The 12,951-nt window shown below is 67.4% G+C and carries 13 protein-coding genes; 7 read left to right on the forward strand and 6 right to left on the reverse strand.

What is annotated here, in order from left to right:
* Window positions 1–13: 13 nt before the first annotated feature.
* From ACS5PK_RS17580 to ACS5PK_RS17595, 4 genes are all read right to left on the reverse strand, one after another.
* Window positions 14–340 carry a (2Fe-2S) ferredoxin domain-containing protein gene (locus ACS5PK_RS17580; protein ID WP_439441558.1) on the reverse strand — a complete coding sequence of 109 codons (327 nt, stop codon included), beginning with the start codon at window positions 338–340 and terminating at the stop codon, window positions 14–16.
* A gap of 49 nt (window positions 341–389) precedes the next feature.
* On the reverse strand, window positions 390–1,490 hold the full coding sequence (locus ACS5PK_RS17585; RefSeq protein WP_439441559.1) for a VanZ family protein: 1,101 nt from the start codon (window positions 1,488–1,490) through the stop codon (window positions 390–392).
* A gap of 3 nt (window positions 1,491–1,493) precedes the next feature.
* Window positions 1,494–1,922, reverse strand: a complete 429-nt coding sequence (locus ACS5PK_RS17590; protein WP_439441560.1) for a CopD family protein — start codon at window positions 1,920–1,922, stop codon at window positions 1,494–1,496.
* A 113-nt stretch (window positions 1,923–2,035) separates the two neighbouring features.
* Window positions 2,036–2,935 carry a collagenase gene (locus ACS5PK_RS17595; RefSeq protein WP_439441561.1) on the reverse strand — a complete coding sequence of 300 codons (900 nt, stop codon included), beginning with the start codon at window positions 2,933–2,935 and terminating at the stop codon, window positions 2,036–2,038.
* A gap of 53 nt (window positions 2,936–2,988) precedes the next feature.
* On the opposite strand from ACS5PK_RS17595, the gene ACS5PK_RS17600 reads away from it, so the two are divergent.
* The 5 genes from ACS5PK_RS17600 to ACS5PK_RS17620 all read left to right on the forward strand — a co-directional run bounded on the left by ACS5PK_RS17600 (window position 2,989) and on the right by ACS5PK_RS17620 (window position 8,577).
* A complete protein-coding gene (locus ACS5PK_RS17600; RefSeq protein WP_439441562.1) occupies window positions 2,989–4,071 on the forward strand; it encodes a proline racemase family protein in 1,083 nt (360 codons plus the stop codon).
* On the forward strand, window positions 4,068–5,195 hold the full coding sequence (locus ACS5PK_RS17605) for a M24 family metallopeptidase (RefSeq protein ID WP_439441563.1): 1,128 nt from the start codon (window positions 4,068–4,070) through the stop codon (window positions 5,193–5,195). Before ACS5PK_RS17600 ends, ACS5PK_RS17605 begins: the two co-directional genes overlap by 4 nt.
* A gap of 15 nt (window positions 5,196–5,210) precedes the next feature.
* Window positions 5,211–6,161 carry an ornithine cyclodeaminase family protein gene (locus ACS5PK_RS17610; RefSeq protein WP_439441564.1) on the forward strand — a complete coding sequence of 317 codons (951 nt, stop codon included), beginning with the start codon at window positions 5,211–5,213 and terminating at the stop codon, window positions 6,159–6,161.
* A 287-nt stretch (window positions 6,162–6,448) separates the two neighbouring features.
* Complete coding sequence (gene hemB, locus ACS5PK_RS17615; protein ID WP_439441565.1) at window positions 6,449–7,453, forward strand: porphobilinogen synthase; 1,005 nt, start codon at window positions 6,449–6,451, stop codon at window positions 7,451–7,453.
* 29 nt (window positions 7,454–7,482) lie between these two features.
* Window positions 7,483–8,577 (forward strand): magnesium transporter CorA family protein, encoded by a 1,095-nt coding sequence (locus tag ACS5PK_RS17620; RefSeq protein WP_439441566.1) that lies wholly within the window; start codon window positions 7,483–7,485, stop codon window positions 8,575–8,577.
* Between the two features lie 13 nt (window positions 8,578–8,590).
* Here the strand turns inward: ACS5PK_RS17620 and ybeY are convergent, their stop codons facing one another.
* Together ybeY and ACS5PK_RS17630 are read right to left on the reverse strand one after the other, a co-directional pair.
* On the reverse strand, window positions 8,591–9,034 hold the full coding sequence (gene ybeY / locus ACS5PK_RS17625; RefSeq protein ID WP_439441567.1) for an rRNA maturation RNase YbeY: 444 nt from the start codon (window positions 9,032–9,034) through the stop codon (window positions 8,591–8,593).
* Window positions 9,031–10,065 (reverse strand): PhoH family protein, encoded by a 1,035-nt coding sequence (locus ACS5PK_RS17630; RefSeq protein ID WP_439441568.1) that lies wholly within the window; start codon window positions 10,063–10,065, stop codon window positions 9,031–9,033. Before ACS5PK_RS17630 ends, ybeY begins: the two co-directional genes overlap by 4 nt.
* A 174-nt stretch (window positions 10,066–10,239) precedes the next feature.
* On the opposite strand from ACS5PK_RS17630, the gene ACS5PK_RS17635 reads away from it, so the two are divergent.
* Window positions 10,240–12,135: an ATP-binding protein gene (locus ACS5PK_RS17635; protein WP_439441569.1), complete on the forward strand. Its 1,896-nt coding sequence runs from the start codon at window positions 10,240–10,242 to the stop codon at window positions 12,133–12,135.
* Window positions 12,136–12,246: 111 nt separating this feature from the next.
* On the forward strand, window positions 12,247–12,900 hold the full coding sequence (locus ACS5PK_RS17640) for a response regulator (protein ID WP_183105436.1): 654 nt from the start codon (window positions 12,247–12,249) through the stop codon (window positions 12,898–12,900).
* Window positions 12,901–12,951 lie beyond the last annotated feature (51 nt).

The raw sequence follows: 12,951 nt of genomic DNA on the forward strand, positions 1-12,951 counted from the left end.
GTGCTCACGCGCTTCAGCGGCCCACGGACTCAGGCAGAACCAGGCGCTCGACGACCTGGCCCTTCTTCAGGTGGGACTCGACGATCTCGTCGATGTCCGTGCTGTCCACGAAGCTGTACCAGACGGCTTCCGGGTAGACGACGGCCACGGGCCCGCCGGCGCAGCGGTCCAGGCAGCCGGCCTTGTTGACGCGCACGCCGCCCTTGCCCGCCAGGCCCTCGGCCTTGACCCGGTTCTTGCAGTGATCGAAGGCCGCCTGCGCGCCATGCTGGGCGCAGGCGTTCTCGCCGTTGTCCCGCTGGTTGAGGCAGAAGAAGATGTGGCGCTCGTAATAGCTCATGGCGCGGGATTGTAGGCCGCGCGGGTTTGCCCCGATGGCGCCTGGCCTTTCAGCGTTCGCGCTGCGTCACGCCCCACAGCAGCCAGGCGATGGCCGCAAAGGGCCAGACCCAGCCCACCCACTGCGCCAGGCCGTAGAGGTTGATGAAGCGGCCCTGCTCCCAGGTCTGCAGGGTCTGGGCCAGGTAGGGGTCGGTGGGCGCTTCTGTGATCAGGGCGATCAGCACCGTCAGCGCCACCAGGCCCCAGGCCGCATTGGCCCGGCGTGACATGAGGCAGGCCAGCAGGCTCAGCACCAGCCCAGCACACAGACCCGGCCAGGCCGTGGGGCCGATCCAGGCCCAGGCATGCTGAGGGCCGAAGTTCAGGGCCGTCGACAGCGTCGTGACCAGGGCTCCGGTCAGCCCCGCCCCCAGCACCAGCAGCAGGCGTCGCCAACCCGGTCGCGCCACTGAAAGGGCCAGGAGCACCGGGCCCAGGAGGCCGAGCGCGACGGCAATGGCTTCCTGCCCGGGCGGCAGCGGCAATTCGACCAGGTTGGCGAAATCAGTGTCCTGGAGAGCCCAGGGCGTGCCGTCCAAGGCCTGAGCGCTCAGCTCACGCAGCCGCGGCAGCCACTGCCCCAGCCCCAGGGGCAGTGGCGCGGGAAACAGCAGCCCCACCGGCCACAGCGCCAGCAGCGCGAGCGCACCAGCGCTCTGCGGCACGAACCAGCGCTCGCGCCAGCCATGCCAGCGGGCCAGGCCACCCAGACGATGCAGCAGCCAGCCCAGCACACCGCCGGCCACGGCGCCGACGCTGTTGAGGCCCCAGTCCGCCAGCGAGGGCACGCGCCCGGGCAGGAAGTACTGCAGGGTCTCCATCAGATAGGACGCGGCCGGCAGGCCGAGCAGCACAGCCAGCCAGGCGGACCTCTCCGTGCCGCCGCTGCGCACCACCGCTGCAAACAGCAGCAGGCCGAAGGGCGCATAGCCCAGGGCATTGGCCCAGATGTCAAAGCCCAGCCAGTAGCGTGGCCAGTGAAGCACCAGCACGCCAGGCCCTGACACGCCCGTCGGCCAGCGCCAAGGCCAGAAGGGGTACAGGCTCGCGTAGACCACCAGCAGCGCATAGATCAGGGCCAGCCAACTGGCCGAACTGCGCCGCCCCATGGATCAGAAGGGCTTGACGACGACCAGGATCACGACGGCCATGAACAGCAGCACCAGGACCTCGTTGAACACGCGATACCAGCGATGGCTGCGGCGGTTGGCCAGAGCCTCGAACTGGCGCAGATGGCTGCGGCAGACATGGTGGTAGCCCACTGCCCCGATGACGAGGGCCAGCTTGGCATGCATCCAGTACTGGCCGGGGCCGCGGCCGATGCCGTAGTAGAGCCACAGCACCAGGCCCAGCGCCAGGGCCGGGATCATCAGCAGGTTCATGAAGCGATAGAGCTTGCGCCCCATCAGGAGCAAGCGCTCGCGTTCGGCATGACTGTCCGCCGGCACCATGGCCAGGTTGACGAAGATCCGCGGCATGTAGAACAGGCCGGCGAACCAGGACGCCACGAAGACGATGTGGAAGGCTTTGATCCAGAGCATGCGGGGATTATGGCCCGGCAGACTGGGCGTACAGGGGGCTGGCGCCGCAGCCCAGTCACCGCCAGAGCGGTGCCAGACAGTGCCTCCCCGCGCCCAGCAGGGTCAGGTCTTGCTCAAGTCCGAAGCGCTGACAGCCAGACCGCGAAGTCGGCATCCATGTCCTGCCCCCAACTGCGCACCAGCGCCTGGTAGCGCGGAAAGTCCCCCGCACGTGTCAGTGCCAGCATCTGGTCGATGCGTGCGCGCTGCTTCTCCAGCATGAAGCGCACTGCCAGATAGCCGCCGCCATAAATACGCTCAGTGCCGCCCTGGGTCTCGTAGCCGGTGTTGAAGAGATCGCTGAGTGGCAGCTGCTGCGCCTGGGCAATCTGCTTCAGGCGGGGATGGGCCTCGCCATGGGCTACGTACTCGGCCACGCCTTCGGTCCACCAGACCAGGAAGGGCCGCAAAGGCGTGGGCTGGGCGCAGTTCTCGGGCGGCGAGTGCGAATCGTGCAGATTGGCACAGAAGTCACCCTGCAGATTGAAGCGGCCGTCCAGGTAGTGGGTGAACTCGTGCGCCAGGTTGTGGACCGCGCCGCTGGCCTGCTGGTAGGCCACGAATTCCGCCTGGTTGCCGGGCTTGTCCGGCAGTCCTTCGAGGTACATGCCACCGTTGTCCACCGGCATGTCGAAATGCTTGCCCGCCCAGCGCTTGAACTCCTGCACCGTGCGGTAGATGTTGGCCCGCAGCGCCTCGTTGCCGTCATGTGCCACCGGCCGGCCGGCGGTGCCGAAGAGCGCATGGAAACGTTGCTCGACCGCCCCCAGGTCCTGGCAGATGCGCGCCTCCTGATCGCTGCTCAGTGCCTGCGAGCGCAGCACCAGGCTGGGGCCGCAGCGGTGCACATGGCCCAGCACACGCTCGACGGACTCCTCGCTCAGGGCCGGGCGCCCTGAGCAGGCCCCCAACCCCAGTATCAGCGGCAGGCCGATGCCCAGCAGGCCGATGCGGCTCCTCGTCTTCATCCCCATGATCAGCAGCTCCTCTGTTAATATATTTTCAGAATCTTTATGATATTTCTTAAATGATGGATCACGCAAGGCATGAATCCGAAGGGTCGGCCCTGGGGCGCTGGTGCCCCGCCGAGGGCGCCCTGCGCCTGCGCAGCATCGACTGCCATACCGGCGGCGAACCCCTGCGTGTGATCATCGACGGCTTTCCGGCGCTGCAGGGGCAGACGATGCTGGCGCGTCGGCGTGACTGCCTGGAACGCTTCGACAACCTGCGCCAGGCCCTCATGTGGGAGCCCCGCGGCCATGCGGACATGTATGGCGCCGTGATCACGCCGCCCGAGCGCAGCGACAGCGTCTTCGGCGTGCTATTCCTGCACAACGAGGGCTACAGCACCATGTGCGGCCACGCCATGCCGGCCTTGGCCAAGCTGGCCATCGAGAGCGGCCTCGTGCCCGCCCCCGGCCCGCGGACCCGTCTCAACATCGATGCCCCCTGCGGCCAGATTCGCCTGGAAGCCGACTGCCTGCAGCGCGAGGGCCGCCCCCCGCGCGTGGGCCGCGTGCGCTTCTGGAATGTGCCGTCCTTCGTGCTGGCCGACCGCCAGTCCCTGCTGGTCGAAGGCCTGGGGCGGGTGCATTACGCCCTGGCCTACGGCGGCGCTTTCTATGCCTATGTGGACGCAGCCTCTCTGGGCCTGTCGCTGGCGACCGAGAACCATGCCCGGCTGATCGAGGCCGGGCGGCAGATCAAGAGGGCCATCGTCAGCGCCGGCACGGCCCTGGACCACCCCGACAGCCCCGACCTCGCCTTCCTCTACGGGACGATCTTCACCGGCGCGGCCCTGGGGCCCGGCGCGGACTACCGCAACGTCTGCATCTTCGCGGACGGCGAGCTGGACCGCAGCCCCACGGGCAGTGGCGTCTCCGGCTTTGCGGCCCTGCTGTATGCGCGCGGCCAGTTGCCTGCTGGCCAGCGGCTGACGATAGAGAGCGTGCTGGGCTCGCGCTTCGAGGTCTGGGCCGAGCAGCCGACACGCTGCGGCCCGCATCCAGCCATCGTGCCCGTCGTCGAAGGCGAGGCCCATGTCACCGGCTGTCATGAGTTCTTCTTCCACCCCGACGATCCGCTGGTCAAAGGATTCCTGCTGCGATGAGCCCCCCACTGCAACCCCTGTTCGCCCAACGCGTGGCGCGCCTGCGTACCCACATGGCAGAGACCGGCCTGGATGCCTGGCTGGTCTTTGCCCCGGAGCACCTGCGCTACCTCTTCAACTACAGCGGCGAGGCCGCTTGCGGCCTGATTGGCACGCGCGGCAGCTGGCTGGTGACCGACTACCGTTTCATCGAGCAGGCTGAGGAGGAGTGCATGCACCATGAGTGGCGGCGCGGCGTGGCCACCGAGCTGCTGTGCCGGGACCGCCAGCGCGAGCGCCTGGGGCAAGTGCTGAGACGACTGCTGGCCGACATCGGCGCTGCGCGGCTGGGCTACGAGGCGGGCCATGTCAGCGTGGCGCAGTGGACGGAAATCAGCGCGGACCTCCACGACTTCGACCTGCTGCCGGCCACGGACTTCCTGGTGCAGGCGCGCCGCGTCAAGGATGCCTGGGAACAGCAGCAGATGCGCCAGGCCGCGGCCCTGGCCGACGCAGCACTGGAAGCCCTGCGGCCGGACATCCGCCTGGGACAGAGCGAACGCCAGATGGCTACGCGGTTGGAACAACTGCTGCAGTCCCTGGGTTCGGAGGGCCTGTCCTTTCCTACCATCCTGGGCTTCGGGCCGCGCTCGGCCCTGCCTCACAGCGCGCCCTCCGACCGCCCGCTTCAACGAGGCGACCTTGTCGTGCTGGACTTCGGCGCCGTGGTGAACGGCTATCGATCCGACATGACACGCAGCCATGTGGCCGGTCCCGCCCTGCCCTGGCAGCAGCGCATGTATGACACCGTCAGCCGTGCGCAGCAGGCCGCCCTGGCGCTGTTGAAGCCCGGCATCAGCGGGTCGGTGCTGAGCGAGGCTTCAAGCAGCGTGCTGGCTGCAAGCGAGTTCGCAGCCCACGCGGGCCCGGGCCTGGGCCACGGCGTGGGGCTGGTCCTTCATGAGCAGCCCTTCATGAACTCGGGTTGTGCGTCCGTGCTGCGCGCAGGTGAGGTTGTGACGGTGGAGCCGGGTCTCTACATCCGCGGCCAGGGCGGCGTTCGCATCGAGGACGATGCCTTGCTGCTGGACACTGGCCATGAGATCCTGAGCCGCGCCCATCGCGACTTTGAACTGCCGCTTTGAACAAGGTCTCCCTCCATGCAAGTGATCAGCGCCGGACAGGTCGATGCCGTCCTGAACTTTCCCGATCTCATCGAGACCCTGGCGGCCGGCTTCGCAGCCCCCTTCGAGATGCCGGCCCGACAGATGCTCGAGCTCGCGCCGGCCCAGGGTCACGACTGCCTCGCCCTGCTGCCCGCCTGGACCGACCGGCTGATCGCGCTCAAGGCCTTCACCTACCTCCCTGGCAATGCAGCAAACGGCGAGCCGGTGCTGCACGCCCAAGTGCTGGTCTTTGATCGCCGCAACGGCCGCCCCTTGGCCCAGTTGGAGGGGCGCAGCATCACGCGCTGGCGCACCGCTGCAGTGTCGGCGCTGGCCACCCGACTGCTGGCGCGCCCGGATGCCCGCCGCCTGCTGCTGCTGGGCTCCGGCGCACTGGCGGCCCCACTGGTCCAGGCCCATCTCAGCGTGCGCCCGCTGGACGAGGTGCTGATCTGGGGCAGGCGCCCGGCTCAGGTGGCAGCACGCATCGAGGCCCTGCAGACACAGGGGTGCGCCGCACGCCTGCTCGCAGCCGAGGACCTCAGCACTGCGCAGCGCGCAGCCGATGTCATCGTGGCGGCCACAGGCTCAGGAGAGCCTCTGGTGTTCGGTGAGCACGTCTCCCCCGGCTGTCACGTCGACCTGCTGGGCAACCACCGCCCCGACCAGCGCGAGTGCGACACGGCCCTCGTGCAGCGGGCCCGCATCTATGTGGACAGCCGGGCCAATGTCATGCGCGAGGCCGGCGAGCTGATCATTCCCATGCAGCAGGGTCTTCTTGATGCGGATCAAGTAAGAGGTGAGCTGGCCGATCTTTGCCGCATGGCCCGGCCGCCTCAGCGCGAGCCCGGCACCATCACTTTGTTCAAGTCAGTGGGCACCGCGCTGGCAGACCTGCTGTGCTCCCAGCTGGTGCTGGCGCGCCTGGGCCTGATCGAGTCTTGAGCCGATGCCTACGGGCCTTGCGGACGGACACGGAGGGTGCACAGAGCGGGCACAAAAAAAAGCCCCAGCCAATGGGCTGGGGCGAGAAAGCCTTATCGCTGTCATCACGTTAAGGCTCCTGCTCAGGGAGGAAAAGCAGGGAATGAAGCCTTGCAGCTATCATTCGGGTACCAGTTTAACAGAGCCGCCATCGGGCCGTCTCTACGGGTCACTGCGTAGAACTGCACGTTTTTGACGGCCACACAACCAAACCCCTAGATTGAGGGGGTTTGCACGGAGAGTCCGCCTTGTCCCGCACCCTCAGCGCCCCCTTCCCTGCGGCTCGTCCGCGCCGCCTGCGCCGTGATCCTTTCAGCCGCGCCCTGGTCCGCGAGTCCCGCCTCGATGCCTCGGACCTCATCCTGCCGGTCTTCGTGCATGAGGGCAGCCAGCCCCATGCCATCGACTCCATGCCGGGCGTGTCGCGCCTGCCCATCGAGCAGTTGCTGCGCACAGCGGAGGAGGCAGTGTCCCTGGGCATCCCGGTGATCGCCCTCTTCCCCGCCATCGACCCCAGCCTGAAGGCCATCGATGGTGCCGAGGCCTTCAACCCGCAGGGCCTGATCCCGCGGGCCGTGCGCGCGCTGAAATCCCGATTCCCGGAACTGGGCGTACTGACCGACGTGGCCCTGGACCCTTACACCAGCCACGGCCAGGACGGCCTGCCCGACGAGACCGGCTATCTGATCAACGACGCGACCGTGGAACTGCTGGTGCGCCAGGCGCTGACCCAGGCCGAAGCCGGTGCGGACATGGTCGGCCCCAGCGACATGATGGACGGCCGCATCGGCGCCATCCGCGACGCCCTGGAAGCCTCCGGCCACATCCATACCCGGATCATGGCCTACAGCGTCAAGTACGCCAGCGGCTTCTACGGCCCCTTCCGCGACGCCGTTGGCTCCAAGAGCGCCCTGGGCAAGGCTGACAAGAACACCTACTACGTCGACCCCGGCAACAGCGACGAGGCCCTGCGCGAAGTCGCCCTGGATCTGGCCGAGGGCGCAGACATGGTCATGGTCAAACCCGGCATGCCCTATCTGGACGTGGTGCGTCGCGTGAAGGATGAGTTCCGCGTCCCCACCTTCGCCTATCAGGTGAGCGGCGAGTACGCCATGCTCAAGGCCGCTGCCGCGAACGGCTGGCTGGCCCATGACGTGGTGATGATGGAGTCGCTGCTGGCCTTCAAGCGCGCAGGCGCCGACGGCGTCCTCAGCTATTTCGCCCTTGACGCCGCAAGGCTGCTGAAGAAGTAAGCGCGAGCGCTCGTGCGTAGGCCACTGATTTGCGACTCTTTCTGCTCCACGGCGAACAGCTCAGCGAGCTCGCCCAACTGCCCCAGGACCTGCCTGCCTCCGGCTACCTGTGGGTAGGGCTGAGCCGGGAGGAGTTCAGCCTGCGAAGCCTGGAGCTGCAGCTGGCGCTGCAGCGGTGGTGCGGTGCGCCGCTGGTGGACCTGCACATCTCGGACCTGCTCAATGCGCAGCTGCCTTCGCACTTCGACTACACGTCCTGGTACGACCTGATGATTTTCCGGCGCCTGGCTACCGCGGCCGGCACGGAGGCCCCGGACGAGGAGTCCCCCGTCTCGGCCGCGGCCATCGAACGCTCGCTGCAGGCCATCGACACCAGCCCGGTGGGTTTTGCCGTCTTTGACCGGGTGCTGCTGAGCGTGCACCCCGGCGACTGCCAGGTGCGCGACTTCTTCGCCGCCCGCCTGGGCCAGATGCACGAAGGGCGTGACTTGCGCGGCAGCAATCGCCTGCCCACCAGCCCGGCAGAGCTGATGCTGCGCATGCTCAACCACATGGTCGACAGCTACCTGGACCTGCGTCGGCTGCTGACGCGACAACTGACTGGCCTGCAGCGCCAGCTCTTCGAGCCCCACAGCAACTTCCGGGAATGGCCGGCGCTGCTGACTGCGCGGGACACCCTGCACCGGCTGGAAGACATCTGCGAGGACCAGCGCAGCGCCGTGCAGGAGTGGCTGGACGCCCTGGCCGAATGGCCGCCCGAAATCGAAGCCCGGGCCGAGCGCGAGCGGGAGCTGCTGCGCGTGCGCTCACGCGACGTGCTGGAGCATGTGGAGCGCGTGCTGAGCCATGTGCGCCGGCTGGAGAGCTCGGCAGAGTCCGCCGTGCAGATGCATTTTTCGGCCCTGGGACACCGCACCAACAACATCATGCGGACGCTGACGGTGCTCACCGCCATCTTCCTGCCGCTGAACCTGATCACCGGCATCTTCGGCATGAACTTCGACACCCTGCCCCTGATCCACAAGGCCACGGGCTTCTGGATTGCGGTGAGCCTGATGGCTTGCGTAGGCCTGGGGCTGGGCCTCTTCTTCTGGCGCAAGCGCTACCTCAGCAGCCAGAGCTGAGTCCGGGGCGGCTTCAGCGCTGGTAGGGATCGGCAAATCCCAGGGCCAGGAGGATCTCGGACTCACGGGCCTCCATGCATTCGGCCTCGTCGTCTTCCTCATGGTCGTAGCCCTGCGCATGGAGCGTGCCGTGTACCAGCATGTGGGCGTAGTGCGCGACCAGGTCCAGGCCCATCTCGCGGGCCTCACGCTCGACCACCTCCGCGCAAATGACCAGGTCAGCGCCGACCACAGGCTCGTGGCTGTAGTCGAAGGTCAGCACATTGGTGGCGTAGTCCTTGCCGCGGAAGTCCCTGTTGAGCAGGCGCCCCTCCTCGGCGTCGACGATGCGCACGGCGATCTCACCCGGCAGTTCCAGCGCCGCACGGATCCAGCGCTGCACCTTGTGGCGCGGCAACTGGTCCCGGTGGCGGGCATCCGCGAACTGCAGGGACAGGCTCAGCTCAGGGCGGCTCATGCGCGGGCTCCCTGGACGCCGCCCGCCACGGCCTGCTTCTTGTGCTCTGCCTTGGTCCTGGCCTCGTAGGCCTCGACGATGCGGGCGACCAGCGGATGACGCACCACGTCAGCCGAGGTGAAGTGCGTCATCGCGATGCCGCGCACTTTCTTCAGCACGCGCTCGGCGTCAATCAGGCCACTGAGCACACCCTTGGGCAGGTCGATCTGGCTGGTATCGCCGGTCACCACGCATTTGCTGCCAAAGCCGATGCGGGTGAGGAACATCTTCATCTGCTCAGGCGTGGTGTTCTGGGCCTCGTCCAGGATCACGAAGGCGTGGTTGAGCGTGCGGCCGCGCATGAAGGCCAGGGGCGCGATCTCCAGCTGCCCCTTCTCGAAGGCCTTGCTGACGCGGTCAAAGCCCATGAGGTCGTAAAGCGCGTCGTAGAGCGGGCGAAGATAAGGGTCCACCTTCTGCGTCAGGTCGCCGGGCAGGAAGCCCAGGCGCTCGCCCGCCTCCACCGCCGGGCGGGTCAGGATGATGCGCTGCACCTGGGAGCGCTCCAGCGCGTCCACCGCACAGGCCACGGCCAAGAATGTCTTGCCGGTACCGGCCGGGCCCAGGCCGAAGGTGATGTCGTGGTTCAGGATGTTGCGCAGGTAGCCGTGCTGGTTGGGGGTGCGGCCGGCGAGGTCGGCCCGCCGTGTGCGCAGCACCACGCCCTGCGGGTCCGGCAAGGCGTCTACCGCATCGGCCCGTCGGGGTTTGCGCGCCCCCAGTGCCTCCGCCAGCTGCTGGGCGGCTTCCAGGATGGCCAATTGCAGGCTTTCCGGCGCAATGGGCTTGCGGGCTGCGTCATAGAGGCTCTGCAGCAGCTGCAGGCTGTGCTCGGCAGCCGCCTTGTGGCCCTCGACGCGAAATGCCTCGCCGCGACGCGTGATGCGCACGTCCATGGCCGCTTCGATCTGCCGCAGATGGTCATCCAGCCCCCCGCACAGATGGGAGAGACGTTTGTTGTCGGCAGGGGTAAAAACGTGGCGCAGTATCAAGGCGGGACCTTTGTCGCGGTCGGAATCAAGCGGCTATTGTCGCCGGGCTCGCACTGGCCCTGCCTTCTCCCTTACGGCCATGGCGGTGCTCGCTTCGACACCTCCTGGCGCAGGCGACGTACACCTTCGGCACAATCGGGCCCGGCCCTGCCCCCGGTACGCCTCCACCCACCCATGAGCATCCACCCCTTCTACATGCGATTTCCTCTGCTGCTGGGAATCACCCTGCTGAGCCTGGTCCCGGGGCTGTTGCCGGCCAGGGCGCAAGCCCAGAACCTGGTCCTCCAACAAGCCCTGGTGGCCGAGAGCAGGGAGGTGCAATTCCCCGAGCAGGCAGCCCTGTCCTTGCAGGCCCTGCCCCACGATTGGCACCGCAACCGCCAGGAGGCGCCGTCCGAGTTCGCGCAGCGCCCGCTGTGGTATCGCCTTGCCTTCGACCTGCCCACAGTGACGGCACCCGGCCCCATGGCTGCCTACATCGCCCAGGCCTGCAGCAATGTGCGAGTGCGCTTCAACGGCATCAGCCTGCTGGCCCAGGGCCGCATGGAGGACCCCATCAGCGACCACTGCTATGAACCCCTGCTGATCCCGCTGCCCACCGAGCTGCTGCGCCCCCAAGGCAATCTGCTGGACCTCCAACTGGCCGGCTACGCGCGCCAGCAGCTCAATTCCAGCCAGCGCAGCGCGCGGCTGAGCGTGGTGGAGATCGGCTCACTGGAGCAACTGGCTCAGCGTCATGCGCGGGCCAGCTTCTGGCGCCAGGGGCTGCCCAAGGCACTCAACGCCATGCTGGTCATGATGGCCATCACCACGGGCGTACTGGCCATCCTGTACCGCCGGGAGCGGCACCTGCTCTTCCTCTCTGGACTGATGCTGGCCTGGGTGCTGCTGTCCACCCGTTTCTGGATCGGCTCGCTGCCACTGCCACGCCACTGGCTGGAGATCGGGCTGTCGAGCTGCCTGCCCTTCCTGACCTTGTTCGCGCTGCAGTTCCTGTTGCGAGAGATGGGCTGGAGAAGCGCCCGGCTGCATGCCGTTCTGCTGGCGCAGTGTGCCCTGGTGCCGCTGAGCCTGGTCGTGGCGGGGTCCTCGCTGCACTTCATCGTGGCCAGCGTCTGGACAGCCCTGCTGGCAGTGGAGCTCACCGCTGGCATGGGCTTCCACCTGTGGCTGCGCTGGCAGGCGGTCAAGGCACGCCCCCTGGACAGCACCGTGCAGCGTCGGGACTTCGCCGTGGTCTGCACCCTGCTGATCCTGGCCATCTCGGCCGTGATGCTGGAACTGCTGCTGTCCCAGCTGCAGGCACCGCTGTGGGTGCCGCTCACCCCCCTGGCTGTGCCGCTGCTGATGATGGGACTGGGGCTGCATGCCACCGTCTGCGTGGCGCGCGCCCGCAAGGTGGCCGAGCACAAGCATGTGCAGCTGGAGCAGCGCATGGCAGAGAAGCTGGCCGAGATCGAACGCAGCTATGCGCAGATGGCCGAGCAAAAGCTGGAGCAGGTCACGGAGCGGGAGCGCAAGCGCATCGCCGCAGACCTGCATGACGACCTCGGGGCCAAGCTGCTCACCATCGTCCATACCAGCGAGTCCGACCGCATCTCCACCCTGGCGCGCGAGGCGCTGGAGGAAATGCGGCTCTCGGTGCGCGGCCTCACCGGCAAGCCCGTGCACTTGCTGGACGCCCTGGGCGACTGGCGCGCCGAGCTGGTCTCGCGGCTGGGCCAGGCCAATATCAATGCCGAATGGAAATCCCCCGCCGAGGACGTGGAGCACACCTTGCCTGCCCGTGCCTATGTGCAGACGACCCGCATCCTGCGCGAGTCCGTGAGCAACATCATCAAGCACAGCGGCGCCACGCACTGCACCGTCAGCTGCAATGTGCAGGGCGGAGACTTCCAGGTGATCATCCAGGACAACGGGCAAGGTATCCCCATGGAGCTGGACGGCCGCCTCGACAAAGGCCACGGCATGGCCAGCATGAAGGCCCGCGCCAAGCAGATGCAGGGCCAGTGCCTGGTGGAATCCGGCGCCGGCCTGGGCACCATCATCCGCCTGACGATTCCTCTCTGATCCACTCATCAGGGTCTGGCCGGGACTGGCGCCTGCGCGCCAAAAGGCATACTGTTGCCAGATCGTCAGGCTCGAGGCCCCGTTCGGGTCCGCCAACACCAAGAAATCATCATGAACAACATCCTGCTGCTCGAAGACATTCCGGAAATCCGCGCCTGGCTCAAGACGCTGGTGAGCCAGGTCTTCACCAACGCCGTGATCACCGAATGCTCGCGGGTCCAGGATGCCCTGCAGCACATCAACAGCCAGCGCTTCACCCTGGCCCTGCTGGACCTGGGCCTGCCTGACGGTTCCGGCGTGGACGTGGTCGCCGCCCTGCGCGAGAAGCAGCCCGAGGTGCAGTCGGTGATCGTCACCATCCATGACGACGACGAGCACATCTTCCCCGCCCTGCAGGCCGGCGCCTTCGGCTATCTGCTGAAGGAGCAGGCCCGAGAACTCCTGGTCGAACAGCTGCAGCGCATCAGCCAGGGCGAGCCGCCGTTGTCGCCCTCCATTGCGCGCAAGGTGATTGCGCATTTCAACTCGCAGCGCCGCCCGCAGGCATCGCCGCAGCTGATCGAAGTCTCCCTCACCGAGCGCGAGACCGAGGTGCTGTTGCGCGTGGCCAAGGGCTTTACCTTGCCGGAGATCGGCGTGCAGCTGGGCCTGTCGCGCCACACCATCGCTGACTATGTGAAGCAGATCTACCGCAAGCTCAACGTCTCCTCGCGGGCCGAGGCGGCTCTGGAAGCCCAGCGCCTGGGCCTGTTCGGCCGCAACTGACAGACCGCTCGCCCGCAGGGCCTGGTCCGCTGGACGGCCCCAGGGCTGGCG

The sequence above is a fragment of the Roseateles sp. DB2 genome (assembly GCF_051857535.1).
In the GTDB taxonomy this organism is placed as follows: domain Bacteria; phylum Pseudomonadota; class Gammaproteobacteria; order Burkholderiales; family Burkholderiaceae_C; genus Roseateles_B.